18 protein-coding genes are annotated in these 25,429 nt (G+C 74.3%); 13 read left to right on the forward strand and 5 right to left on the reverse strand.

From position 1 onward, the window contains the following. Nucleotides 1-2 precede the first annotated feature (2 nt). The 3 genes from MTO99_RS02115 to MTO99_RS02125 are packed head-to-tail and all read left to right on the forward strand — an operon-like array spanning nt 3 to nt 1,607. On the forward strand, nt 3-263 hold the full coding sequence (locus MTO99_RS02115; RefSeq protein ID WP_243556550.1) for a F0F1 ATP synthase subunit epsilon: 261 nt from the start codon (nt 3-5) through the stop codon (nt 261-263). A gap of 13 nt (nt 264-276) precedes the next feature. Continuing rightward, nucleotides 277-852 carry a P-loop nucleotide/nucleoside kinase family protein gene (locus MTO99_RS02120; protein WP_243556552.1) on the forward strand — a complete coding sequence of 192 codons (576 nt, stop codon included), beginning with the start codon at nt 277-279 and terminating at the stop codon, nt 850-852. Then, a complete protein-coding gene (locus MTO99_RS02125) occupies nt 852-1,607 on the forward strand; it encodes a YaaA family protein (RefSeq protein ID WP_243556554.1) in 756 nt (251 codons plus the stop codon). Before MTO99_RS02120 ends, MTO99_RS02125 begins: the two co-directional genes overlap by 1 nt. Nucleotides 1,608-1,613: 6 nt before the next feature. Here the strand turns inward: MTO99_RS02125 and MTO99_RS02130 are convergent, their stop codons facing one another. Together MTO99_RS02130 and MTO99_RS02135 are read right to left on the reverse strand one after the other, a co-directional pair. Beyond that, nucleotides 1,614-2,219, reverse strand: a complete 606-nt coding sequence (locus MTO99_RS02130; protein ID WP_256461029.1) for a DNA-3-methyladenine glycosylase I — start codon at nt 2,217-2,219, stop codon at nt 1,614-1,616. After that, nucleotides 2,216-2,707: a methylated-DNA--[protein]-cysteine S-methyltransferase gene (locus tag MTO99_RS02135; RefSeq protein ID WP_243556556.1), complete on the reverse strand. Its 492-nt coding sequence runs from the start codon at nt 2,705-2,707 to the stop codon at nt 2,216-2,218. The genes MTO99_RS02130 and MTO99_RS02135 overlap by 4 nt, the downstream gene beginning before the upstream one ends. Before the next feature lie 189 nt (nt 2,708-2,896). Between MTO99_RS02135 and MTO99_RS02140 the strand changes: the two genes are divergently transcribed. Next, a complete protein-coding gene (locus MTO99_RS02140; protein ID WP_243556558.1) occupies nt 2,897-4,234 on the forward strand; it encodes a DUF4192 family protein in 1,338 nt (445 codons plus the stop codon). Here MTO99_RS02140 and MTO99_RS02145 read toward each other — a convergent pair. From MTO99_RS02145 to MTO99_RS02155, 3 genes are read right to left on the reverse strand one after another with little or no spacing between them, the layout of a single operon-like run. Continuing rightward, nucleotides 4,221-5,681, reverse strand: a complete 1,461-nt coding sequence (locus MTO99_RS02145; protein WP_243556560.1) for an NAD(P)/FAD-dependent oxidoreductase — start codon at nt 5,679-5,681, stop codon at nt 4,221-4,223. The two genes, MTO99_RS02140 and MTO99_RS02145, sit on opposite strands and share 14 nt — an antisense overlap. Then, entirely contained in the window at nt 5,666-7,063 is a 1,398-nt protein-coding gene (locus MTO99_RS02150) for an aspartate aminotransferase family protein (protein WP_243556562.1), read from the reverse strand. Before MTO99_RS02150 ends, MTO99_RS02145 begins: the two co-directional genes overlap by 16 nt. Then, entirely contained in the window at nt 7,060-7,554 is a 495-nt protein-coding gene (locus MTO99_RS02155) for an Lrp/AsnC family transcriptional regulator (protein WP_243556564.1), read from the reverse strand. The genes MTO99_RS02150 and MTO99_RS02155 overlap by 4 nt, the downstream gene beginning before the upstream one ends. A 207-nt stretch (nt 7,555-7,761) precedes the next feature. Between MTO99_RS02155 and MTO99_RS02160 the strand changes: the two genes are divergently transcribed. From MTO99_RS02160 to MTO99_RS02200, 9 genes are all read left to right on the forward strand, one after another. Beyond that, nucleotides 7,762-8,751, forward strand: coding sequence for an FHA domain-containing protein (locus tag MTO99_RS02160; protein ID WP_243556566.1), 990 nt, complete (start codon nt 7,762-7,764; stop codon nt 8,749-8,751). Continuing rightward, nucleotides 8,748-9,533 (forward strand): PP2C family protein-serine/threonine phosphatase, encoded by a 786-nt coding sequence (locus tag MTO99_RS02165; RefSeq protein WP_243556568.1) that lies wholly within the window; start codon nt 8,748-8,750, stop codon nt 9,531-9,533. The genes MTO99_RS02160 and MTO99_RS02165 overlap by 4 nt, the downstream gene beginning before the upstream one ends. A 141-nt stretch (nt 9,534-9,674) precedes the next feature. After that, a complete protein-coding gene (locus tag MTO99_RS02170) occupies nt 9,675-11,075 on the forward strand; it encodes a serine/threonine-protein kinase (protein WP_243556570.1) in 1,401 nt (466 codons plus the stop codon). After that, nucleotides 11,072-16,951 carry an Ig-like domain-containing protein gene (locus tag MTO99_RS02175; RefSeq protein WP_243556572.1) on the forward strand — a complete coding sequence of 1,960 codons (5,880 nt, stop codon included), beginning with the start codon at nt 11,072-11,074 and terminating at the stop codon, nt 16,949-16,951. The genes MTO99_RS02170 and MTO99_RS02175 overlap by 4 nt, the downstream gene beginning before the upstream one ends. Nucleotides 16,952-16,962: 11 nt before the next feature. Next, complete coding sequence (locus MTO99_RS02180) at nt 16,963-17,934, forward strand: AAA family ATPase (RefSeq protein ID WP_243556574.1); 972 nt, start codon at nt 16,963-16,965, stop codon at nt 17,932-17,934. Then, on the forward strand, nt 17,931-19,235 hold the full coding sequence (locus tag MTO99_RS02185; protein WP_243556576.1) for a DUF58 domain-containing protein: 1,305 nt from the start codon (nt 17,931-17,933) through the stop codon (nt 19,233-19,235). The genes MTO99_RS02180 and MTO99_RS02185 overlap by 4 nt, the downstream gene beginning before the upstream one ends. Continuing rightward, a complete protein-coding gene (locus MTO99_RS02190) occupies nt 19,232-21,586 on the forward strand; it encodes a transglutaminase TgpA family protein (protein ID WP_243556578.1) in 2,355 nt (784 codons plus the stop codon). The genes MTO99_RS02185 and MTO99_RS02190 overlap by 4 nt, the downstream gene beginning before the upstream one ends. Further along, a complete protein-coding gene (locus MTO99_RS02195) occupies nt 21,583-22,125 on the forward strand; it encodes an FHA domain-containing protein (RefSeq protein ID WP_243556580.1) in 543 nt (180 codons plus the stop codon). Before MTO99_RS02190 ends, MTO99_RS02195 begins: the two co-directional genes overlap by 4 nt. A 95-nt stretch (nt 22,126-22,220) precedes the next feature. After that, complete coding sequence (locus MTO99_RS02200) at nt 22,221-25,346, forward strand: FtsK/SpoIIIE domain-containing protein (RefSeq protein ID WP_243556582.1); 3,126 nt, start codon at nt 22,221-22,223, stop codon at nt 25,344-25,346. The last annotated feature ends 83 nt before the right edge of the window (nt 25,347-25,429 follow it).

A 25,429-nucleotide genomic window follows, 5' to 3' on the forward strand; every position in this document is an offset into this window, starting at 1 on the left:
ACATGGCCGGTCTCAACGTGAGTGTCGTCTCGGCCGACCAGGAAGTCTGGTCGGGCGAGGCCACCATGGTGGTGGCGCGGACGGTCGAGGGCGAGATCGGAATCCTGCCGGGTCACGAGCCGATGCTCGCGATCCTCGCCGGCGGCGAGGTTCGCGTCACCCTCGCGGGCGGTGAGAAGATCACCGCGGACGCCGAGGACGGCTTCCTCTCGGTCCAGGACGACGTCGTGCAGGTCGTCGCGTCGCGCGCGACGCTGGCCTGAACGGAGCGGACGGATGCCGGGGGAGCAGCCGATCGATCGCCAGTTCGGCGATCTGAGCGTCACCAGACTCATCGTGATGGCCGGGCTCCCGGGCGCGGGCAAATCGACGATCGGAGAGATCGTCGGTGCGCGTCTCGGGGCCGCGGTCGTCTCGGTCGACCCGATCGAGTCGGCGATTCTGACCGCCGGCATCGACGCCGACCAGCCCACCGGCCTCGCGGCCTACCTGGTCGCCGAGACGATGGCCGAGGCGGTGCTGCAGGCTGGAAAATCGGTGATCGTCGACGCGGTCAACGCCGTCGAGGGCGCCCGGTTGCAGTGGCGCGATCTCGCCGACCGCACCGGCGCCGTGCTGCGGGTGGTCGAGGTGGTCTGCACCGATGAAGACCTGCACAAGGAGCGGCTCGCGAAGCGGGTGCGCGACCTGCCGCACCTCGACGAGCTCACCTGGCGGGCGGTCGAGCAGAGCGTCGAGGGCTACGAACGGTGGGTCGGTTCCACGGCGGCGATGCCTCGCGTGACGCTCGACAGCATCGAGCCGCTCGGCGTGAACGTCGACGCGGCCGTGCGGTTCATCACGGGCTCGTAGTGCTGGTGCTGCTGCCGCCCTCCGAGACGAAGCGCGAGGGCGGCGCCGGGGAGCCGCTTCGCGTCGACGCCCTGTCGTTCGGTTCGTTGGGCGCGATCCGAGACCGCCTGGTCGACGACGTGATCGAGCTCGCCGGCGATGCGGATGCCGCGTTCCATGCGCTGCGCCTCGGGCCACGCCAGGCCGCCGAGGTGGAGCGCGACCGGAGGCTGCGCACGTCGCCCACGATGCCGGCGCTGGACCGCTACACCGGCGTGCTGTACGACGCACTCGATGCCGCCACGCTCGATGCGCAGGCCCGCGCCTACGCCCACCGGCACGTGGCGATCCATTCGGCGCTGTTCGGACTCGTCGGCGCGCTGGACCCGGTGCCCGCCTACCGGCTGTCGCACGATTCCCGGATTCCCGGCGTTCGGCTGAAGGCGCTCTGGCGTGAGGCCATCGCGCGGGAACTGGACGCCCGCACCGGACTCATCGTCGATCTGCGCAGCGAGGGCTATGCCGAGCTCGGCCCGGTGCCCGATCGCGACGACGCGGTGTTCGTGCGGGTGGTCTCGGTCGACGAGAACGGGCGCCGCAGAGCGCTCAATCATTTCAACAAACGGGCGAAGGGTCTCTTCGTGCGAGCGCTGCTGCTGGCCCGGCCGGACGGGCTCACCACCCTGCCCGATCTCATCGACTGGGCGGCCTCACACGGATTCGTGCTCACTGCTGCGGCCGCCGATCGGCCGGGTGAGCTCGAACTCGTCGCCTGAGCCCGCTCAGCCCGTCGGCGCGTCGCCTCTGCCGGCCCGCCAGCACCCTTCGAGGTGGTCGTCGACCATGCCGCACGCCTGCATGAGCGCGTACATCGTGGTGGGCCCGACGAAGCGGTACCCGCGGCGGCGCAGCTCGCGGCTGAGCGCGGTGGACTCGGGGGTGGTCGCCGGCACCTCTGCGAACGACGTCGGACGCTCGTCGCGGGGTTCGGGAGCGAACGACCACAGCAGTCGGTCGAGCGGGGGATCGAGTTCGCGGGTGACCCGGGCGTTGCCGATCGCGGCCTCGATCTTGCCGCGGTGCCGGATGATGCGGGCGTCGCCCAGCAGCCGCTCGACGTCGGCGTGGTCCATCGCGGCGACCCTGTCGGGGTCGAAGCCGTGGAAGACCTCGCGGAACGCGGTCCGTCGACGCAGGATGGTGATCCAGCTGAGGCCCGCTTGGAACCCCTCGAGGCACAGCTTCTCGAACAGGCGCACCGGATCGTGCTGGGGCACGCCCCACTCCTCGTCGTGGTACCGCAGGTACTCGGGATCGCGCGCGCCCCACGCGCATCGCGCGCGGCCGTCTTCGCCGACGACGAGGTCGGGTCGGGGGACGACGCTCACGCGGCGAACCCGATGCGCTCGTGGCCGAGCAGCCACACCTTGGTCGGCACGCCCTCGCCGCCCGAGTACCCGGTGATGCGCCCGTCGGACGCGAGCACCCGGTGGCAGCCGATGATGATCGGCACGGGGTTGGCGCCCACGGCGCCGCCGATGGCGCGCGCGGCGCCCGGTCGGCCGACGGCATCGGCGAGGGCGCCGTACGAGATCGCCTCGCCCCAGCCGAGGCGGGCGAGCTGCTGCCACACCGCCTGCTGGAACGGCGTGCCGCCGGGACGCACCGGCAGATCGAACTCGGTGCGCTCGCCCGAGAAGTACTCGGCCAACTGGATGCGTGCGGCGTCGAGGACCGCATTCGTGCGTTCGGGCAGGTCGTCGTGGGGGAGCGCACCGTTGCGCTCGATGCTGAGGGCGGTGATCGCGGACTCGTCGGCGACGAGCTCGAGCCGCCCGATGGGGCTGTCGATACGGGTGAGGAACACGTCGGTCATGCTGCGAGGCTACCCGTGGCCGCCGACACGCACCGGCGGGAATCGGACATCGGGGCGAGTGCTCGCCGAGACGGGGCCTGGGGAGGAGGGGACGGTCTCCTCCTCCCCAATCACGGCAGCGCGCGGGGTGTCCACATCCGGTGCCGCCCGGCACGCCGAAGGCGGCGGCGGTCGCGGCACCCTGTCGGCATGACCGAGATCATCCGCGCCGGATCGGCGCACGAATTCCTCGCCCTCGTTCCTGCGATCGCCGGGTACCGGCCCGAGCGCTCGCTGGTCTGCGTGGCGTTCCGGGGCAACCGCACCGCGGGCCTGCTGCGGCTCGACCTGCCCACGCGCATCGCCGACCACGACTCCGTCGCCGGGCAGGTGATCGGCACGCTGTGCCGCATGCCCGGGGTCGATGCGCTGGTACCCGTCGTCTACACGTCGAGCGGCTACGCCTCGACGAGGGCGCGCCGCGAGCAGCGGCTGCTCGATCGCATTCTGCGCGACGCCGAGGACGCGGGCTTCGAGGTGCGCGATGCGCTGCGCGTGGCCCGCGACGGGTGGGGCTCCGTCCTCGACTCCGAGACGCCCGAGTCGGGGCATCCGCTCGCGCTCATCGAGCCCGCCGGGCGGGCGCGGGGCGCGACCGCTGCGCGGATCGCGGACGGCGCTGTGCTGCCGAGGTCCGACGCTCGGTATCGGCGTGCGGTGGGGGAGGCGATCGACACGTTCGCCGAGCTCGGCCGCCGCGATGCGTTCGGGCGGCACGGCACCGGGCGCCGGCTCGAAGCCGCGCTCGACGCCCTCGGCGAGTCCGCCGATCCGGTGGTGCTGGTCGAGCAGCTCGCGCGGGTGCGGCTCGAGGCCGACGGCGAGCCGCCCGAGGCGCTGCTGATCGGTTGGCTGGTGCACCTCGCCGAGGTGCCGAGGTACCGCGACGCCATGATGCTGCAGTTCGCATTCGGCGCGCTCGCCGGCGAGGCCGCGTTCGAGTTCGGGCTCGACGGCCTCGACGCCGAGCCGCGGGGGCGGTACGACGACGACGTCGACGAGCAGGCCGAGGGCGCCTCCGGCCCCGACCGCTCGTCGCCGCTCGGCGACCCGATGCCCGCCCGGCTGCTGCTCGGGCTCAGCACGGTGCGTCCCGACGTCGATCGCGTCGAACGCGCGCTCGCGGTGCTGCGCCTGGCGCTCGCGCATGTCGAACCGGCCAGGCGCGCCGGGCTCGCGTGCATGGCGGCCTGGCTGTCGTGGGCGCTGGGCCGGGGGTCGGCGGCAGCGGTGTTCCTGGACCTGGCCGACCGAGGAGATCCGGGATGCACCATGGCGGGGCTGTTGCGCACCTTCTTCGGCACGGGCGCCCTTCCGGAGTGGGCCTTCCACGACGAGCTCGACCCGCGCGACGCGTCGCGGCATGACCGGTCCGCTGCGGGCGCCGCGGTGCCGGACACGACCGCCGACGGGCCGACCGCCGACGGGCCGACCGCCGACGGGCCGGGTGCGCCCGATGTCGGCGCTCGGGGGCTCAGTGCCCGGTGAGCGGGCCGATGGCGCGCGCGATGAGCGACGGGCGGCCGGTGAGGCGCTCCTCGCGGTCGGCGAGCCCCGTGCCGAGGATGCCGAGGTTCGCGCCGACCCAGCGCAGGGGCTCGGGTTCCCACAGCGGAGAGCGGTGCTGCACCCACGGAAGGGCGGTCAGCTCCGAGGTGCGGCCGAGGACGAGATCGGCGAGGGTGCGTCCGGCGAGGTTCGTGGTCGAGAGGCCGTCGCCGACGTAGCCGCCTGCGAAGCCGACGCCGGTGCGCGGGTTGTAGCTCACGGTCGGGTGCCAGTCGCGGGCGATGCCGAGCGGGCCGCCCCAGCGGTGCGTGATGCGGGCATCGCCCACCGCCGGGAACAGGTCGCGGAGCGTCGACGCGAGGTGGGCGAACACCCGGTCGTCCTGCTCGAATCGGGGGTCGACGGCGCTCGCCCAGTGGTAGCGGGCGCCGCGGCCGCCGAACGCGATGCGGTCGTCGGCGGTGCGCTGCCCGTAGACGAGCAGATGCCGGTAGTCGCTGAACGTCTCGCCGTGTGTCAGGCCGATCCGGTTCCAGACCTCGGGCGGGAGCGGTTCGGTGGCGATCATCAGCGAGAAGATCGGCAGGATGCGACGCCGCGCCCTCGGCAGACGCGGACTGTAGCCCTCGGTGGCGACGAGCACGTGCCGGGCCGACACCGTCCCGGTCGCGCCGCTGCCGTCGAGCGCGCGGAACCGCACCCGCCCGGCCGACCAGTCGAGCACCTCGGTGCGTTCGAAGATCGCCACGCCGAGACGCTCGACCGCTCGGGCGAGGCCGCGCACCAGTTTCGCCGGATGCACCCGGGCGCACGCGGGATCGTAGACCGCGGCAGGGGTGCGGTCGTCCGCCCCGCTCACGTCGAACCGCTCGGCGACCCGCCGTTCGTCCCAGTACTCGAGGCGATCGACGCCGTAGCGGGCCGACTCCTCGACCTCGGCCCGTGCGGCGCTGCGCTGCGCGTCGCTGCGCGCGAAGACGACGGTGCCGCCGCGCACGAAGTCGCAGTCGATCCCCTCGGCGGCGGTGATGCGGCCGACCTCGTCGACGGTGTCGATCATCGCGCGGCGCATCGCGATCGCCGCCTCGCGGCCGTGCGTGCGCTCCAGCGATGCGGTCGAGCGAGGGAACAGGGCCGAACACCAGCCGCCGTTGCGTCCCGATGCGCCGAATCCGGCGATCTCTCGCTCGAGCACGGCCACCCGCAGGGTCGGGTCGGCCCGCATCAGCGAGTACGCGGTCCACAGGGCGGTCAGTCCGCCGCCGATCAGGCACACGTCGAACCAGGCGTTCGCGGTGAGCGCGGTACGGGGCCGCAGCGGGTCCGCCCCGGATTCCGCCAGCGAATCGAGCCAGAAGCTCGCCCGCCGTGCGGCGTCGGACGTGGCCTGGCCGCGGGCCGCGCGCCGCGTCAGAGCCGGCTCCACGCCTCGGTGAGGACGCCGCGCAGGATCTGCTCGATCTCGGTGAACTCGGCCGGGCCGATCGTCAGCGGCGGTGCCAGCTGGATCACGGGGTCGCCGCGGTCGTCGGCACGGCAGTACAAGCCGGCGTCGAACAGCGCCTTCGACAGGAATCCGCGCAGCAGGCGCTCGGACTCGTCGTCGTCGAAGGTCTCGCGGGTCGCCTTGTCCTTCACGAGCTCGATGCCGAAGAAGTACCCGTCGCCGCGCACATCGCCGACGATCGGCAGGTCGAGCAGCTTCTCGAGCTCGGCGCGGAACAGCGGGGAGTGCTCGCGCACTCGCTCGTTCAGCCCCTCCTCGTCGAAGATCGCGAGGTTCTCCAGCGCGACCGCCGCCGAGACCGGGTGCCCGCCGAAGGTGTACCCGTGGGAGAACGACGTGTTGCCGTGCGCGAAGGGCTCGTAGAGGCGATCCGAGACGATGGTCGCCCCGATCGGCGAGTAGCCGCTCGTCATCGCCTTCGCGCAGGTGATCATGTCGGGCACGTACCCGTACGCGTCGCACGCGAACGTGCGGCCGAGCCGCCCGAACGCGCAGATCACCTCGTCGCTGACCAGCAGCACGTCGTGCCGGTCGCAGATCTCGCGCACGCGCTGGAAGTACCCGGGCGGGGGCGGGAAGCATCCGCCCGAGTTCTGCACCGGCTCGAGGAAGACCGCAGCCACCGTCTCGGGGCCTTCGAACAGGATCATCTCCTCGATGCGGTCGGCCGCCCAGCGGCCGAACGCCTCGAGGTCGTCGGCGGGCGCGCCCATCTCGGCGGCGCGGTAGAAGTTCGTGTTCGGCACCCGGAACCCGCCGGGCGTCACCGGCTCGAACATCTCCTTCATCGCCGGGATGCCCGTGATCGCGAGGGCGCCCTGCGGCGTGCCGTGGTACGCGACCGACCGCGAGATGACCTTGTGCTTGGTGGGCCGGCCCTGCAGCTTCCAGTAGTACTTCGCGAGCTTGAACGCCGTCTCGACCGCTTCACCGCCGCCCGTCGAGAAGAACACGTGGTTCAGGTCGCCGGGCGCCTCCTCGGCGAGCCGATCGGCGAGCATGATCGCCGCGGGGTGCGCGTACGACCAGATCGGGAAGAACGCGAGCTCGGAGGCCTGCTTCGCGGCCGCTTCGGCGAGCCGGCGACGACCGTGCCCGGCGTTCACCACGAACAGGCCGGCGAGCCCGTCGATGTAGCGCCGGCCCTCGATGTCCCAGATGTGGTGCCCTTCGCCCTTGACGATGACGGGCACGCCCTGCTCCATCGTCGACTGGCGCGAGAAGTGCATCCAGAGATGGTCTTTGGCCTGCTGCTGGAGCAGCGCGGCGTCGAGGCGGGCCTCGGTGCTGACATCGGTCATGATTCTCGGTTCCTCACGGTTCCCCAGTTGTAGAACTGCTTCTGCAGCATCAGGTAGACGAACGACTCGGTCGACTGCACGCCCGGGATCGAGCGGATGCGCTCGTTCAGCAGCGCGATCAGCTGCGCGTCGTCCTCGCAGACCACCTCGGCGAGCACGTCGAAGCTGCCGGCGGTCAGCACCACGTAGTCGATCTCGGGGATCTCGGCCAGCCGTGCGGCCACCTCGCGGGTGTCGCCCGAGGCGCGCACGCCGATCATCGCCTGCCGGGTGAAGCCCAGCTGCATCGGGTCGGTGACCGCGACGATCTGCATCACGCCCGACTCGGTGAGCTTCTGCACGCGCTGGCGGACCGCGGCCTCGCTCAACCCCACGGCCTTGCCGATGTCGGCGTAGGAACGCCGACCGTCGACCTGGAGCTGCTCGATGATCGCCTTGGACACCTCGTCGAGCTGCACCGGGCGCGCGGGCGATCGGCCGGTGTTGGTCATGCGTCGATTGTGGCAGTTCCGGATGCCTCGGGCAAGTGATTCCGTAGATGAACGGGTTTCCTGCGACGGAATCCATCGTGAACGGCGTCAACGGCGGAGCATCCGATCGGCCCGACCCGACCTACCGGACGCGTCCGCTCCGTGCGCGCCCCGGCACGGCCCCGCCGGCGGTGACCGAGGCTCGCCGAGCGGTGGCAGACTGGCGGGATGGTCGACGGTCGGATCCGGGTCGCGCGCGAGCGCGGGCGCCCCGAATGGGAGGTGATCGCGGGGGTCAGGTTCGTCGTGGCGCTCGAGGCGCCCGCGCAGCCGGCCGCGGTCCGGGCGTTCATCCTCGCCGCCGGTGATCGCGACGCCACCCTCGAACAGCTCATCGCGGCCACGCCGCTGGCGGGCGAGGCGGGTGAGGGATTCGTGCTCGCGTGGTGGCCGCCCGGGACGGATCCGCTGCCCGACGTGACCGTCGTGGCGCGCGGGGCGGCCGTGGTCGACCTCGCCTCCCCGGGCGGATCCCGGCGGTTCGAGGCGCGCGAGGTCCGCCCGTGGCATCTCGCCGAGTTCGGCGACGTCGAACGGATCCGCATCAGCGGTCGCGGCGCTCCGCTCGACGGCGACGCATCGGGCGAACTCCTCGGCGACGACGGTCGCGCCGCCGGGGTCACCACGGTCGAGTGGCGGGCCTCGCAGCACGCCCTCGAGGCCGCGCGGGCGCACGCGTGGGCCTCGCCCGAGGATGCGGCCGACACCAGCCTGCTCGCGCACGCCGCGCCGGGAACGACCGACCCGACCGACCCGGTCGAGGCGATCGAGGCGCGCACCGAACCCGTCGCGCGATTCCGGATCGGGCAGGGCCCGCCCCGGGACATCCGCTCCCGCATCGTGCTCGGCCGTCGCCCCGCCGCGCCGCGCCTGCCCGGCGACCCCGTCGAACTGGTGCGCGTGGAGGACGACCGGCGCGTGGTCTCGGCATCGCACCTCGAACTGCGCGCCGAGGGCGGGCGGGTCGTGGCGACCGATCTTCGCTCCACGAACGGCACGATCGTCGAGTCGACCGCGCGCAGCCACCGGATGCGGGCCGGAGAGTCGATCGTGGTGCGACCGGGCACCCGGCTTCGGCTCGGAGGGGATACCATCGTCGAGATCCTCCCTCCCCGGATCGACCGTCCCAGCGGTCTCGACAGACAGGCCCCCGCGTGACCCAGATCGGCAACGCCAACACGCGTCATCGAATGACGCTGCCGGGTGGTGCGACGGTCACGCTCTCGTGGGCGGCCGAGACGCACGTGGGCCACCGCCGGGTCGTGAACGAGGACAGCTTCGTCGCGCAGGCGCCGGTGTTCGCGGTCGCCGACGGGATGGGCGGGCATGCGGCCGGCGACTTCGCGAGCGCCGCGGTCGTCACCCGCCTCGCCGAGCACGGCGGGCAGACCGTCATCGGCACGCCGGAGGTCGATCACGCGCTGCGCCTCGCGGTGCAGGACATGGGCCGCAGCACCGGGGTGACCGACGAGGGCAGCGGCACGACGGTCACCGGCGTCGGGCTGACCGAGATCTCCGGCGAACCCGCGTGGATCGTCTTCAACATCGGCGACTCGCGGGTGTACCGGCTCATCGGGGGCGTGCTCGAGCAGCTCACCGTCGACCACTCGATCGTGCAGGAGCTCGTCGACGCCGGCCAGATCACCCGCGACGAAGCCGACACGCACCCGCACTCGAACGTGATCACGCGCGCGGTCGGGTTCCACGAGACCCCGCTGCCCGACTACCGGGCCATCGCCGTCGAGGCGGGCATGCGGCTGCTGATCTGCTCCGACGGGCTCACGAAGGAGCTGACGTCGTACGGCATCCGGCACTTCCTGATGGCCAGCCGCCGGCCCGAGCGCTCGGCGCGCGACCTGCTCGACGCGGCGCTCGGCAACGGCGGGCGCGACAATGTGACGGTCGTCGTCGTCGACGTGGTCGCGGTCGACCGCGACTGAGCGGGGGAGCACGCCCGCCCCGGAACCGCGATGAAACCGAGACCGGGGCTCGCAGGCGGCGTACCTACAATGGGGCGTACCGGGCCGAGGCCGGCCCCGCACGCCGTGACCCCCGGGCCCGCTGGAGTGCGTGGGAGGATCGTGAACAGGCGACTGCCGTCGACGCCGCCCACCCTGCCGGGGTTCGTCTTCGTGCGCGCGCTCGGATCGGGCGGGTTCGCCGACGTGTTCTGCTACGAGCAGGACATGCCCCGTCGGGTGGTCGCGGTGAAGGTGCTGCTCGCCGAGCTGGTCAACGACGAGGTGCGACGGATGTTCCGTGCCGAGGCCGACCTCATGGCGCAGCTGTCGAGTCATCCGTCGATCCTCACCGTCTACCAGGCCGGCGTCGCCGCCGACGGCCGGCCCTACCTCGTCATGGAGTACTGCTCGTCGACCCTCGCCGAGCGATATCGATCGGCGCCGCTGCCGATCAGCGAGGTGCTGGCCATCGGCGTCCGCATCTCGAGCGCCGTCGAGGCCGCGCACCGGCAGGGCGTGCTGCACCGCGACATCAAGCCGTCGAACATCCTCACCACCGCCTACGGGCACCCGGTGCTGGGCGACTTCGGCATCGCCGCCAGCGTGGTCGAGGGCGAGCACGGCGCGGCCGGGGTCTCGATCCCGTGGTCGGCACCCGAGGTGCTCGCCGACGATCGCGCCTCGGTGGCGAGCGAGGTCTGGTCGCTCGGCGCGACGGTGTACTCGCTGCTCGCGGGCCGGAGCCCGTTCGAGGTGCCGGGCGGGGCGAACGGGTCGGCGGCGCTCATCGCCCGCATCGAGAAGGCGCGGCTCAACCCGACGGGTCGCGCCGACGTGCCCGAACGGCTCGAGCAGGTGCTCGCCCGCGCGATGAGCCGCCGACCCGCGGAGCGCCAGGCCAGCGCGCTCGAGCTGCTCCGCGACCTGCAGGCGGTGGAGGAGGAGCTGGGGCTCTCGCAGACGCCGGGCGACCTCGAGGTGCAGGAGTGGGCGTCCGCTCCGCTCGCCGACCCCGTCGATCCCGTCGACCGGACCCGGCTGGCGCCCGCAGCCGAGCCCGGCGAGGCCGGGGGGCGGCGCGCCGAGTCGCGCGGGGCGCGGCGCTGGGTCTCCGACGGACCGGCGGACGCGTCGATCGGCGTGCCCGCCCCGCCGTCCCGCCGCCGGCTCGGCTGGGGGGTCGCCGCGGCCCTGGCGATGCTCGTCGGGGTGATCGCCGCCGGGGCCGGGTTCTGGCTCGCGCTCGGCAGCGACGACCCGATCCCCGTGGTCGCCGACCTGCGCGCCGACGTCGACGGCACGATCGTCACGTTCGCCTGGGACGACCCCGGCATCGACGAACGCGAGGCGTTCCTCGTGCGCGTCGAAGGACAGGACACCCCCGCCCGGCGCGAGACCGCCCTCGACGTCCCCGCCCGCGCCGGCGAGCGGCTCTGCGCGACGGTGCGGGTCACGCGCGACGGGCGCAGCGGGGCGCCGAGCGCCGAGCGCTGCGTCGAGGTCGAGGAGTCGGGCGGATGAGATCGCCCCGGATGCTCCGCGGCCGCCGTTCCGCCGTGCTCACCGCGACGGCCGTGCTCGTGGTGGTCGGCGCGGTCAGCGGCGCCGCGGTGGCGTCGTCCGGCTATCGCGAGCAGGAGGTCGATCTCGGCGACGCGAGCGTCTGGGTCGTCAATGACGAACTCGGCGCGGTGGGGCGCGCCGGGACGGCGGTGGGCGAACTGGTCTCGCTCGTCGACGCCGGCGGCGATGACTCCGAGATCGTCCAGCGCGGTGCCACGGTGCTCGTGGTGGATCGGGAGAAGTCGGGCGTGGGCGTACTGGACCCGGCCAACGCGGCCATCGTCACCACGGTGCCGCTGCCGCCCGGGCAGGCGGAGGTGAGCCTGGCGGCCGGCCGGGTGGTGGTGGTCAGCGGCGGCGCGGTCTGGTGGACCTCGATCGCCGGGTTCGCCGACTTCGATGCCGACACCGATCCGATGCTCTCGTTCGGCGCCGACGCGCAGATCAGCGTGGACGAGGCGGGCGGGCTGTTCGCGTACACGCCCTCCACCGGGCAGGTGGTCCGGGTCGACGTCACCGCGGGTGCGACGGTGACCGACACCTGGCAGCTCGACCCCGTGGACGGCACGCCCGACGTGCAGATCAGCTCGATCGCCGACCGGTGGGTCGTCCTCGACCGGTCGGCGTCGGTCCTGCGCACCGCCGACGGGGCCGTCGACCTGGCCGAGACCGTTCGGCCGGGCGACGGGGCGGTGCTGCAACTGCCGTCGACCGTCGGCGACGCGGTCGCGGTGGCCACGCGCGAGCACCTGGTCGCCGTGCCCCTCGACGGGCAGGCCGTGCGGACGCTCGTCGCCGACCGGTCCGGGACGCCGGCGCGCCCGATCCGGCACGACGGATGCCTCCACGCGGCGTGGGCCGGCGGATCCGCCTGGCGATCGTGCGGCGACGGCGCGGTCGATCTGCCCGGCGGCGTCGAATCGGGTGCGCAGCTTTCGTTCCGCACGAACGGCCGGGCCCTCGTGTTGAACGACGCGCACTCCGGACGCAGCTGGGCCGCGGCATCCGACTACGAGCTGATCGACAACTGGGACGAGCTCGCCGACGCCATCCGCGACGACACCACGATCGAGCAGAACGATCCCGACGTGGACCCCACCGTCGAGAAGGAGCAGCAGCCGCCGAAGGCCGAGCCCGACCGATTCGGCGCCCGGCCCGGCCGGGCGACCCTGCTGCCGGTGCTGCTCAACGACCAGGACGCGAACGCGGATGTGCTGGTGATCGACGCGATCCAGGGGGTGCTGCCCGAGGGGGCGACCGTGGTGCCGGTGCAGTCGCGTCAGCTCCTGCAGCTGCAGCTCGGCGAGGCCGTGCGCGGGGAGTTCGCCTTCGGGTACACGATCAGCGACGGGCGCGGGGCGACCGCCTCGGCCGAGGTGACCATCACCGTGCGCGGCCCCGACGAGAACGGGCCGCCCGTGCAGGTGCGTCGCGCCGACGCCGTCGTGCAGGCCGGCGGTCGCCTGAGCCAGGCGGTCCTCGGCGAATGGATGGACCCCGACGGCGATCCGATCTACCTGCGCGAGGCGACGACGGACGCGCCCGACCGGGTCTCCTCGACCCCCGAGGGCGCGGTCGTGTTCGACGCGGACGGCGGTGCGGCGGGCTCGAAGCGCGTCGGCCTGGTCGTCTCCGACGGACGCGACGAGGGGGTGGGCGAGCTGCGCGTCGACGTGCGGGACGCGGGCGACGTCCTGCTCGTCGCCGACCCGTTCGTGGCGCTCGCGACGGCCGGCGAGGAGATCGTGCTCGAGCCGCTGCGGCACGTGCGGGGCGGGTCGGGGCATCCGCAGCTGACCGCGGTGCCCGCCAGGCCCGACGCGCGGGTCCTCGCCGACTTCGACGGCGGCACCGTGCGGTTCTCCAGCGCGACCGCGGGCACCCACTACCTCGAGTACACCGTCGTCGACGGCGATCGCACCGCGACCGGGGTCATCCGAGTCGAGGTCTCGCCGCCGCCCGAACGCGACACCACGCCGATCACGGTGCCGCACACGGCGTTCCTGCAGACCGGGCGGGCCGGCGAGGTCGACGTGCTCGCGACCGACATCGATCCGACCGGCGGCGTGCTCGTGCTCACCACGCTGACCGCGACCGCCGAGGATCAGGGCGTGCGCGTCGAGATCGTCGACCACCGGATCCTGCGCGTCACCCTGCTGCGTCCCCTCGAAACCGGGTCGGCCGAGCTGCGCTATCGCGTGAGCAACGGCCTCGCCGACGCCGAGGGGCGGGTGGCGCTGCTCGAGGTGCCGCCGCCGCGGGTGCCCGAGCCGCCGGTCGCCGACGACGACCGGGTGTCGGCGCGGGTGGGCGACGTGGTCGACATCGACGTGCTCGCGAACGACGAGCATCCCGACGGCGAGACGCTCACCCTCGACCCCGAGCTCGTCGTGGAGCCCGACGCCGGGCTGCTGTTCGTCTCGGGCGACCGGCTGCGCTACTTCGCCCCCGGCGAGCCCGGGCAGTACCGCGCGTCGTACAAGGTGAGCGGCCCCGACGGCCAGTTCGCGACCGCCTGGGTCGATCTGACCGTGCGAGTCGCCGATCCCGACACGAACACGAAGCCCGTGCCGCGCGAGGTCACCGCCCGCGCGTTCGCCGGCGAGACCGTTCGGATCCCCATCCCGCTGTCCGGCGTGGATCCCGACGGCGACTCGGTGGAGCTGCTCGGCCAGGTCTCGAACCCCGAGCGCGGCACGGTCGTCGAGCGCGGCGCCGGATGGCTCGACTACCGCGCCGGCGAATACTCCTCCGGCACCGACGTGTTCAGGTACGCGGTCGTCGACGCGCTCGGCGGACGCGCCGAAGGGCAGGTGCGGGTCGGCATCGCCGAACGACCCAGCGTTCCCGACCGGCCGGTCGCCGTCGAGGACTCCGTGCTCGTGCGGCCCGGACGCACGGTCGCCGTCCGGGTCCTCGCGAACGATTCCGATCCGGGCGGCTCGCCGCTGGTGCTCACCGGCGTCTCCGCACTGGATCCCGACACCACGGCGCGGCTCGACGGCGAGAGCCTGGTCGTGCGGCTTCCCGATCGCGAGGGGGTGTTCGGGTTCGAGTACTCGCTGCGCAACGCGAACTGGTCGACCGCGTCGGGCCATCTCACCGTGGAGACCCGGGAGGACGCGGCGCCCGCCAGGCCCGAGGCATCCGATGTCGTGCTCACCCTGAACGACATCGTCGACCGCGACGAGGTCGATGTCGACGTGAAGGAGCAGGTGTTCCTCGCGGACGCCTCCCTCGCGCGGATGCCGGTGCGCCTGGTGCCCGGCTACGACGACGCCGCCGAGGTGCTGCCCGACGGGCGGGTCCGGGTGCAGGTGGGCGATCAGCGGCAGATCATCCCGTACGAGGTCGTGCACCCCGACGACCCGTCGATCGGCGCATACGCGTTCATCTGGGTGCCCGGCTGCGACGACGCCATCCCGCAGCTGCGCACGGACGCACCCGAGGTGCGCGTCCAGAGCGGCGAGGAGGTGCGGATCGAGCTCGCCGACCACGTGATCGCCGCGTCCGGCCGGCCGGTGCAGGTCGCCGACCGGGCCGGGGTCCGCGCGGTGCACGGCGACGGGACCGACCTCGTGGTCGACGCGGACACCCTGCGCTACCGATCCGAGGAGGGGTACTTCGGGCCGGCGTCGATCTCGCTGACGGTGACCGACGGCGACGGCCCCGACGACCCGACGGCCCGGACCGGGACGATCGTGATCCCGATCGTCGTCGAACCCGTCGAGGGGCAGCCGCCGTCGTTCGTCGGGCAGGTGCTCGACCTCGAGCCCGGCCAGCCGAAGACCATCGACCTGGTGCGGCTCACCACGCATCCGTACGCCCGCACGGGGGAGGGGCTGTCGTACCGCGTGATCGACGCCTCCGAGGATTTCTCGGTGTCGCTCTCGGGGAGCCGACTGGTGATCCAGGCCGCGTCGCAGGCCGCCACCGGCACGTCGGGCCGGGTCACGATCGGCGTCTCGGCCGGCCAGGTGGCCGGAACGCCGGGCGTGATCGAACTGCACGTGGTGCCGTCCACGCGCCCGCTCGCGCGTCCCGCCGACGACGTGGCCGTCGTGGTGCGCGGCGCGACCACCCAGGTGGACGTCCTGGCCAACGACCAGCCGGGCAACCCGTTCCCGCGCGAACCGCTGCGCGTGGTCGGGCTGAGCGGCCTCGACGCGACCAACCTGCCGCGCGGCGTGCACGTGCAGCCGAGCGACGACCGGGCCACGCTCACCGTACGGGTGGACGGCGACGCCGCCCCCGGGGACACCACGATCGGATACGTCGTCGAGGATGCCACGGGCGACCCCGCCCGTCGCGCCTGGGCGAACGTGCGCATCTCGGTCCAGGATCGCCCCGCGCCCGTCGCCGACCTGCGGATGACCGGATTCGGCGACCGCCGCATCGACCTCGCGTTCGCGGCCGGCGTGGCGAACAACTCGCCGATCACCGGCTACCGGGTCGACCTGATCGACGTCGACACCCGCGAGCGCATCGGCGGATCGCTCTGCGAGGCGACCACCTGTTCGGCCGCGACCGCGGGCAACGGCGCCGCGAACGCGGTGATCGTGCGGGTGACGGCCCGAAACGCGATCGGCGACTCCGCACCGGTCGAGCTCGGCGGAGCGGTCTGGTCGGACGTCGTGCCGGCGGCGCCGACCGGGCTCGTCGCCCAGCCGCGCGACGGGCGGCTGCTCATCGCGTGGTCGCCCGTCGCGGTGCGCGGCGGCAGCGCGGTCAGGTCGTACGTGGTCACCGTCGCCGGGGTTCCCGTCGAGGTCGCCGCGACGGCCGCGTGCACGGCGTCGGCATGCTCGATCGAGTCGCAGGCGCTCGCGAACGGGAGCGTGGTGCCGTTCGCGGTGAGCGCACGCAACGACGCGTACCCGGCGCTCGCGCAGTGGAGCGAGGCGAGCGGCGTCGGCACCCCGTTCGGGCGGCCGGTGGCCGCCGCCGCGAGCGCGGTCGCCGACGATGCGAGCGGCACGGTGACGGTGTCGTGGCCGGGCTTCGAGGGCAACGGCGATCCGGTGCTCGGCTACTTCGTGCAGCGCCTCGTCTCGCCCGACGCGGTGCCGACGGGCGCCCAGACCTGCTCGGTCACGGCGCCGGCTCCGGGCACGGTGGTGCGGCCGACGAACGGAGGCGCGGTCGCCGAGACGATCGAGACCGACGGCGCCACGCGCAGCGTCGCGTTCAGCGGTGCGGTCGGCGCACCGGGTCGGTACGGCTTCGTGGTGTGGGGCTGGAACCGGGCGGGGTGCGTGCGCGGCGACGTGGTGCAGGCGACCGTCCGCCCGGCGCCCGGCCCGGTCGGCGAGGTGTCGAGCCGGATGGACTGGCTCGCCGTGAACGACACCTGGGACCGCCGCATCGACTCGGTGCAGGCCGGCGGCTCGCTGCTCGAGATCGTCGCGGTCGACGATCGCGGCGTGCAGATCGGCGCGCCCCGGTCGTTCGCCGGCTCGGGCTGGCTGCGCGAACTCCTGCAGCGGCCGTTCGGCGAGACCGCCCGCTTCCAGGTGCGCGCCTGCACGGTGTGGGGCAGCTGCGGACCCTGGTCGGATCCGCTGCCGACGGGGTCGTCGCCCTCGCTCACGTTCGCCCTCCCCGGCCTCACCGTGTCGGGCGACGGCCCGAGGGGCGGGGTCGTGTGGCGCTGGTCGGGCGACCCCGGCAACTCGGGACTGCCGGCCGCGTACCGGTGCGGCGCCGAGGGCGACGACGTCGGTCGGCCGGCGCAGGGCCCGGTATCGTGCCGGATCGACGGCGCGCGTGCGAACGACCGGGTCTGGTTGGATGTCGAAGTGGCCGGCGTGACGGCGCGCAAGTGGAACCGGTGAGGAGCCGCTCGATGACGATGACCCCCGATGAGGCTGCAGCGTTCGCCGCCGATCTCGACCGGCTCGTGGGCGCGGTCGAGGACGTGCTGCTCGGCAAGAACCGCATCGTGCGGCTCGCGTTCATCGCGCTGCTGAGCGAGGGGCACCTGCTGCTGGAGGATGTGCCGGGCACCGGCAAGACGTCGCTCGCGCGGGCCATGGCCCAGTCCGTGGCGGGCACGAGCAACCGCGTGCAGTTCACGCCCGACCTGCTGCCGGGCGACATCACGGGCGTCACCGTGTACGACCAGCGCACCGGTCGATTCGACTTCCACCCCGGCCCGGTCTTCGCGAACATCGTGCTCGCCGACGAGATCAACCGGGCCAGCCCGAAGACGCAGTCGGCCCTGCTCGAGGTGATGGAGGAGGGACAGGTCACCGTCGACGGCCAGACGCATGCGGTGGGGCATCCGTTCATGGTCATCGCGACCCAGAACCCGATCGAGCAGGCCGGCACCTACCGGCTGCCCGAGGCCCAGCTCGACCGGTTCCTGATGCGCTCGTCGATCGGCTACCCCGACCACGCGTCGACCATCCGCATCCTCGAGGGAGCCGACCAGCGCGCCCACGCCCACATCGTCGAGCCGCAGCTCGACGCCGAGCACGTCGTGGACATGGCCGCCGCCGCACGCACGGTGTTCGTCGACCCGACGATCCACGACTACGTGTCCCGGCTGGTCGAGGGCACGCGCTCCGCGCGCGAGGTGCGGCTCGGCGTCAGCGTGCGCGGCGCGCTGGCGCTGATCCGCGCGGCGAAGACGCATGCGGCCTCCCGGGGGCGTCACTACGTGGTGCCCGACGACGTCAAGGCGCTCGCCGAGCCCGTGCTCGCGCACCGGCTCATCCTCGATCCCGAGGCCGAGTTCGACGGGGTGACGACCTCGAACGTGGTGGCCCAGGTGCTCATCGAGACGGCGCCGCCATCCACGAGGCAGGCGATGTGAGCCACGCCCCGACCCCGGCCGGCCCGCGCGATCGGGCGCGCGAGGGCGCGCTCGCGGCGGGCATCGCGGCCGCGGTCGGGGGCGGACGGCGCCTGACGGCCGGCGCGGTGCGCGGTGGGCGGTGGGTGCGCGGCGTGGTCACGCCGGTCGGCTGGGCGGTCGCGGGCGCAGCCGTCGTGGCGCTCGTGGTCGGCTACCTGTTCGGATGGCTCGAGCCGGTGCTGATCGGCTGGGGGCTCGCGGTGGCGGCCGCGGTGGCGTCGCTGTGGCTCATCGGCCGCGGTGCGGCGTCGATCCGGCTCGAGCTGTCGACCCCGAGGGTCGCGGTCGGCGAGGCCGCCTCGGCGCGCCTGGTCGCCGAGAACCCCGCCGGGCGGCGGCTGATCGGGTTGATCGTCGAGGTGCCGGTCGGCGGGCGGATCGTCGAGCGCGTGCTGCCGGCGCTCAGTCGCGGCGGTCGGTTCGACGAGACATTCCCCATCCCGACCGAGCGCCGCGGGGTCGTGGCGGTGGGTCCGGTTCGCACCGTGCGCGCCGACCCGCTGGCCCTCGTCCGACGGGAGATCGTGTGGAGCGACCCCGAGGTGCTGCACGTGCATCCGCGGATCGCGCCGGTCGAGGCGCTCTCCAGCGGACTCATCCGCGACCTCGAGGGCGCGCCGACCCGCGACCTGACGTCGAGCGACATCGCGTTCCACGCGCTGCGCGAGTACCAGCCGGGAGACGATCGACGGCACATCCACTGGCGCAGCTCGGCGAAGACCGGCACGTTCATGGTGCGCCAGTTCGAGCAGACGCGGCGCAGCCGCCTGCTGGTGCTGCTCGACCTGGATCGGTCGGCGTACCGCGACGACGCCGAGTTCGAGCTCGCGGTGAGCGTCGCGGGGTCGGTCGGGGTGCGTGCGATCCGCGACGCGCGCACCGTCGCCTTCGTGGTGTCGGCGGCCCGCACGGGCGGGGGCGCCTTCGACGAGCTGCCCACCGTGTCGCGCGATCGGCTGCTGGACGCCCTCTGCCTCGTCGAGGCCGACGATCGGGCGGCGCCGTTGCCCGACGTCGCCCGCGCCGTCGGCGAGGGGCTGCACGGGCTGTCGCTGGCGATCATCGCCACCGGGTCCGCGCGCGGCGTGGCGGCGGTGCGCCAGGCCGCGGTGCGGCTGCCCTCCGGCATCGAGTCGATCGGCGTGCTGTGCACCGCCGACGGCACGCCCTCGGCGCGCCAGGTGGGCGCGCTCACCGTGTTCCGAGTCGGCCGGCTCGACGACCTGCGCTCGATGCTCGCCAGATCGGCGGCGGCATGAGCTCCCGGCATCCGCGGCAGGCGGCAGCGGCGGCAGCGGCGGCGCGGTCGCGGGTGCGCGCCGCTCCGCGGCAGGGCGCCGGCGCGATCACCGTCGAGGTGCTGCTCATCGCCGGCATGATCGCGGCGGCCGCGATCCCGTGGTGGCCGGTCTACGAGAGCCCCGCGTTCGCGGTGGCGGTCGCGGTGGCGGCGGGCGCGGGTCTCGCGATCGGCGTCGCCGGTGCGCTGGCACGGTGGCCGGCCTGGCTCGTCGTAACGTCGGTCGCCGGGGCCTTCCTCGTGCTGGGCGTGCCGGCCGCCATCCCCGGTCTCGCGTTCGCGACGGTGCTGCCGAGCCCGCAGGGGCTCGTCGAGCTCGTGGTCGCGACGTGGGCGTCGTGGAAGCAGCTGGTCACCGTGGCCGTCCCGGTCGGCTCGTACCAGTCGCTGCTCGTACCGCCGTTCCTGCTGGCGCTGATCGCGGCCGCGGCCGCGGCCACGATCGCCCTGCGGTCCCGCTTCCCGGGTGCGGCGGTGCTGCCTCCGGCGGGCCTGCTCGTGGTCGGCATCGCGTTCGGCACGGTGCACGGCGAGGCGGCGTTCGAGACCGGGATCGCCTTCCTGCTGCTCGCCGGGGCCTGGCTGGTGCGGCTGTCGATCGCCCGACGGCGCGCGCTCGGGGTCGACCGGCGCTCGGTGGCGGTGATCGCCGACGCGCGCCGGGTGCTCGGTGCGGTGGCGATCGGGGCCGTGGCGGTGACGGGTGCGGGGCTCGCGGCGGCAGCGGTGCCGGCGGGTCCCCGCCAGGTGGTGCGCGCCGACCTGCAGCCGGTGTTCGATCCGCGCGATCTGCTGAGCCCGCTGGCCGCGTTCCGCACCGCGTTCGAGCCCGCGGTCGCCGACCGCCCGATGCTCGACGTGCAGGGGCTGCCCGAGGGATGGGGTCTGCGGCTCGCCTCGCTCGACAGCTACGACGGGGTCGTGTACTCGGTCGGCGCGGGTTCGAGCGGGGCATCCGGTCGGTTCGCCCGCCTGCCGTACCGGCTCGACCAGTCGGACACGCCCGGCGACCCGGTGCGACTCGACGTGCTCGTGCGCGAGTACGACGACGTCTGGGTGCCGGGGGTCGGGCGGCTCGAACGCATCGACTTCGACGGCCCGCGCGCGGTCGAGCTCACCCAGCGGTTCGCCTACAACGACACCACCGGGACATCCGCGCTCGTGGGCGGGCTGCGTGCGGGGGACCGGTACACCGCCGAGTCGATCGCGGCGGCGCCGCTCACCGCGGTGTCGGGATACAAGCCGGGCACCGCGGTGGTGGCGTCGGGCCCCGATCTGCCCGACTCGCTGCGCCGTGCGCTCGAGGAGTGGGCCCCGTCCACGCTGACCGAGGGGGAACGGCTCGCGGCGCTCATCGCCGGCATCCGGCGCGACGGGTACGTGAGCCACGGCCTGCCCGACGAACCGGCGAGCCGGCCGGGCCATTCGCTCGACCGCCTCGAGGAGCTGGTGTCCGAACGGCCGATGGTCGGCGACGGCGAGCAGTACGCGGTGCTCGCGGCGCTGCTCGCTCGCGAGATCGGGTTCCCGACGCGGGTGGCGGTCGGGTACCTGGCCGCGGACGCCACGGATGCTTCGGCTCCCACGGATGCTTCGGATGCCACGACCACGCTCGTCGCCTCCGACCTGCGGGCGTGGATCGAGGTGCAGACCTCCGACGGCGGCTGGCGCCAGGTCGACCCGAACCCCGACGCGCGCGACATCCCCGAGCGCAGCCCCGACGAGCCGACCGTCGTCTCGCGTCCGCAGTCGGTGCTCCCGCCGCCCGAGCGCCGCACGCCCGTCGAGGACCTCGACATCGATCCCGAGGGCGCCCGCGACGAGGGCGACGAGGGCGTCGACCCCTGGCCGGCCATCGCCGGGCGGATCGCCGCCGGCACGGGCATCGTGCTGCTCGCGGGGATGTTCGTCGCCAGTCCGTTCGCGGCGATCCTCATCGCCAAGGCGCGCCGGCGACGCATCCGCCGTTCCGCCGCCGATCCCGTGAGCCGCATCGAGGGCGCGTGGGAGGAGTTCGCCGACACCGCGGTCGACCACGGCTACCTGCTGCCGCAGGGCGGCACTCGAGCCGAGCAGGCGGCCACCGTCGGCGGGCTGCTGCCGCTCGCGCTCGCGTCGGCGGTCGACCGGGCGGTGTTCGCGCCGGCCGCCGAGGTGGCCGACACGCAGGCGACCGAGGTCTGGTCGGCGGTCGACCGGCTGCGCACGGGCCTCGAACGCGACCGCGGTCGCGGTGCTCGGCTGCGAGCGCGCGTCTCCCTGCGCTCGCTCGGCGGGTACGCTGTCCCGCGGAGAGGAGGCCGCGCGTGAGGTGTCGGATCTGCACGGCCGATCTGCCCGCCGGGGCGATGTTCTGCGGTGAGTGCGGCAGTTCGACGAGCGCGACCCCCGAGTCGCGCCGCCTCGTCGATCCGCGACCGGGCGACACCACGATCCTGCACCGTTCGCCGTCCGGCGTGGTGAGCGTGTCGCTGCCGTCCACCGCCCCCGACCCGGTTGCGGTCGCGCCGCCGGCTCGGCCCGGCACGACGTTCACCCTGCGGTTCTCGACCGGCGAAGTGCGCACCGTGTTCGGCACGGGGCTGGTGGGCCGCAATCCGCTGCCGCAGCCGGGCGAGGCGTTCGATCATCTCGTGCAGATCGCCGACCGCACGCTGTCGGTGTCGAAGACGCACCTCGAGTTCGGCCAGCACGACGGCGACCTGTGGGTGGCCGACCGGTTCTCGGGCAACGGCACGATCCTGCGGCGCGGGCCCGACGGCGCGGTGCGCTGCGAGCCCGGGCGCCGGTACCTCGTGCCGCGCGGCGGGCTCGTGCAACTGGCCGAGCAGTCGTTCGAGGTGTCGTAGCCGACTCCTCCTGCACAGCGTCGCGATCGGGCCGAGTGTCCACAGCGGGGCCGGGCGGCGTCGGGTCGGGCGGGCGGCGCCGGTTGACTGGCGGGATGCCACGTCGACGAGCCCACTCCAACGCGGATGCGGCGACGCCCGCCGCGCTCTCGGCCGTGCCGCGCGCCGCAGGCACGCTCGCGACCGTGCCGTCGCTCGCGGCCGAGCCCGTGCTGTCGCTGCCCGCGCCGGTGCCCGAGGCGCCTCGCGCCGGGTTCCCGGTGCTCGCCACGCTCGCGCCGATCGGCGGCGCCGGAGTGCTCTGGGCGCTGACGGGGTCGACGTTCGCGCTGGTGTTCGCTGCGCTCGGGCCGCTCGCGGCGGTCGCGTCGCTGCTCGACGGGCGCCGGCAGCGGCGACGCACGCTGCGCCGCGCCGCACTCGAACGGGCGACCGCGTTCGCCGAACTCGACGAACGCGTCCGGGCGGGGCACGACGCCGAGCGCGCCGAGGCGTGGCGGCGCGCCGGTTCGGCGCGCACCGTGCTGGCGGCGCCGCCCGGGTCCGACTGGCGCCACCGCGACGCGGGCAGCGCGGTGCTCGGGCGAGCGGCCGGGCGCAGTGCGCTGCGGCTCGACGGCACCCCCTCGGACGACCTCGATCGTGCCGCGCTCGCGCGCGCCGCGATCTGCGACGACCTGCCGTTGGCGGCGCCCGTCGGCGACGGCATCGGATTCGTCGGGCCGATCGCGCTCGCCCGCTCGGCCGCCCGTGCCGCACTCGTGCAGGCGGCGCACCGGGCGGCGCCGGGCGCGGTGACGGTCGACCTGCCCCGCGACGGATGGTCGTGGGCGCGTGCATTGCCGCATCGCCGCGGAGACCGGCGGATCCTCGTCGTCGACGCGGCATCGCACGGGGCCGGTGCCGCCGGCGTCGGCGCGACCCTCGGCGCGACCCTCGGCGCCGGCGGCGGCGATGCCGGCTGCATCGCCGTCGCGCCGACCGAAGCGGGCCTGCCGCCGGGTCTCGCCACCGTCCTCCGGCTGGAGTCGCCCACCGCGGCGGTGCTCGTCCGGCACGCCGGATTCGCCGATCATCGCCCGGTGGTGCCCCACCTGGTGAGCGAACGCGAGGCGGCCGAGTGGGCCCGTGCGGTCGGTCGGGCGGCCGCGACCGCCGCATCGCCCGCCGAGCCGCCCCAGTCGGTGCACTGGGGCTCCCTGCCGCAGCCGGCGGGGGAGCTCGACGGCCGCGCGCGGCTGCGAGCCGTGGTCGGACGCAGCGCCGACGACACGGTCGAACTCGACCTGGTCGCCGACGGCCCCCACGCGCTCGTCGCGGGCACGACCGGCAGCGGCAAGAGCGAGTTCCTGCTCGCCTGGGTCGCCGCGCTCGCCGCCGCCTATCCGCCCGAGGCGGTCGCGTTCCTCCTCGTCGACTTCAAGGGCGGTGCGGCGTTCGCCCCGCTCATCGGCCTGCCGCATGTCACGGGCGTGGTCACCGACCTCGACGAGAGCGAGGCGCGGCGCGCGGTCGCGAGCCTGCGCGCCGAGCTCCGCCATCGCGAGCAGGTGCTCACGACGGCCGGGGCGCGCGACCTCACGTCGCTCGGGGCGACCACGACCCTGCCCCGGCTCGTCGTCGTGGTCGACGAGTACCAGGCGATGATCGAACGCTTCCCCGCACTCGGCGAGGTGATCGCCGACCTCGCGGCACGGGGCAGATCGCTCGGCGTGCACCTGGTGCTCGCCGCCCAGCGCCCGAACGGCGTGGTGCGCGAGGCGATCACCGCGAACTGCCCGCTGCGCATCTCGCTGCGGGTGCTCGCGGCCGCCGACAGCACCGCCGTCATCGGATCCGATCTCGCCGCCCGCCTGCCCGCCGAGGTGCCGGGCCGCGCGGTGCTGGTGCGCGGCGACGGCCGGCCGACGCCGTTCCAGTCGGCGCTCGCCGACGCGGCAGCACTCGAACGTCTGCACCTGCGTCGCGCCGGGGCCGCGCCCGCGCGCCGGCCGTGGCTGGCGCCGCTGCCGCACCGGCTCCCGGCCGATCACCCAGAGCTCGTCGCAGTGCGCCGCAGCGCCGACGGCTCCGTCGTGTTCGGTCTCGCCGACGACCCCGGCCGCCAGCGCCGGGTCGCCGCCGGATGGCACCCCGATCGCGACGGCAACCTGCTCGTCGTCGGAGCGCCGGGGTCGGGCCGCACCGGCGCCCTCGACGCGGTCGCGGACGCGTGGCGGCGCGATCGTCCCGGCGGCGAGGTCGTCGTGCTCGGCGGCCCGCGGAGCCGGCAGTGGGACACCCTGCGGAGCGAACTCGACGCGGCACGCTCGGGCGGCGGCGCCGATCGACTGCTCGTCATCGACGACCTCGACCTGCGCTTCCGCGCCTGGCCCGAACCGTACCGGCTCGAGGCGGCCGACCTCGTCGAATCCCTCACCCGGGAGGGGCGCGGGGGCGGGCTCGCCGTCGCCGCGTCGGCCCGCAGCGCGAACGCGGCCGGGCGCGCCGGCCTCGACGGGTTCGGCCAGGTGCTGCGGCTGCGGCACGCGAGCCGCATGGAGCTGGTGCAAGCCGGCGGCGTGGGCGACCTGTGGAACGACGCCGACCCGGCCGGGGCTGGGCAGTGGCGGGGGCTGCGGGTGCAGGTGGTCGAGGCGTCGCCGAGCCGGCGGCACGACCCAATCCCCGGCGAGGGGGCGCCCGCGCTCACCGCCGCCGACCTGCTGGCCCCCGGCGCTCGGGGGGTCGCGGTGGTGAGCACGGTTCCGCGCGCGGACGGGCCCGCGGTGGCCGCGCTCCTCGGCGCCGACCCGCTCGTGTTCGACGCCCGGCCCGACGCCGCCCGGGCCGCCGAGGCCGCGCTCGCGGCGGCCCCCGCCGCCGGTGAGCCGGGGGAGCGCGTCGTGCTCGCCGCGGACGCCGAGTCCTGGGCCGGAGCGTGGGCGGTGGCGGCCGCAGTGCGGGAGGCCGGCGTGGTCGTCGTACGCGGCGGCCCCGCCGAGTACCGTGCCCTGGCTCGCGACCGCGGTCTGCCGCCGCTGCTCGACGAGCGACCACCGCAGTGCTGGGTGCTGCGCCCGGGCGAGGCGCCGGCTCGCCGAAGCTGGCCGACGACGGTATCGACGAGCGCCGTGCAGGTGCGCGCCCGCACGACGGAAACGGTGGAGAATCGTCGCTTCGAGATGCGGATTCCGTCGAAGGATTCCTCAGAAGGTAACGAATCGGCCATGAACGCGTGATTCGCGGCCCGCGGTGTGGCAATATCTTCCCACCCACTGCACGTGCCCTGTGCCCGAGAGGAGACATCGTGACGTCTCGACCC

This window comes from Agromyces larvae, from assembly GCF_022811705.1.
Classification (GTDB): Bacteria; Actinomycetota; Actinomycetes; order Actinomycetales; family Microbacteriaceae; genus Agromyces; species Agromyces larvae.

Excerpts from the sequence above, each read along its gene's own strand:
- MTO99_RS02115 (WP_243556550.1), top strand. The coding sequence starts at position 3 with ATGGCCGGTCTCAACGTGAGTGTCGTCTCGGCCGACCAGGAAGTCTGG.
- MTO99_RS02120 (WP_243556552.1), top strand. The coding sequence starts at position 277 with ATGCCGGGGGAGCAGCCGATCGATCGCCAGTTCGGCGATCTGAGCGTC.
- MTO99_RS02135 (WP_243556556.1), bottom strand. The coding sequence starts at position 2,707 with ATGACCGACGTGTTCCTCACCCGTATCGACAGCCCCATCGGGCGGCTC.
- MTO99_RS02140 (WP_243556558.1), top strand. The coding sequence starts at position 2,897 with ATGACCGAGATCATCCGCGCCGGATCGGCGCACGAATTCCTCGCCCTC.
- MTO99_RS02150 (WP_243556562.1), bottom strand. The coding sequence starts at position 7,063 with ATGACCGATGTCAGCACCGAGGCCCGCCTCGACGCCGCGCTGCTCCAG.
- MTO99_RS02155 (WP_243556564.1), bottom strand. The coding sequence starts at position 7,554 with ATGACCAACACCGGCCGATCGCCCGCGCGCCCGGTGCAGCTCGACGAG.
- MTO99_RS02160 (WP_243556566.1), top strand. The coding sequence starts at position 7,762 with ATGGTCGACGGTCGGATCCGGGTCGCGCGCGAGCGCGGGCGCCCCGAA.
- MTO99_RS02175 (WP_243556572.1), top strand. The coding sequence starts at position 11,072 with ATGAGATCGCCCCGGATGCTCCGCGGCCGCCGTTCCGCCGTGCTCACC.
- MTO99_RS02180 (WP_243556574.1), top strand. The coding sequence starts at position 16,963 with ATGACGATGACCCCCGATGAGGCTGCAGCGTTCGCCGCCGATCTCGAC.
- MTO99_RS02190 (WP_243556578.1), top strand. The coding sequence starts at position 19,232 with ATGAGCTCCCGGCATCCGCGGCAGGCGGCAGCGGCGGCAGCGGCGGCG.
- MTO99_RS02200 (WP_243556582.1), top strand. The coding sequence starts at position 22,221 with ATGCCACGTCGACGAGCCCACTCCAACGCGGATGCGGCGACGCCCGCC.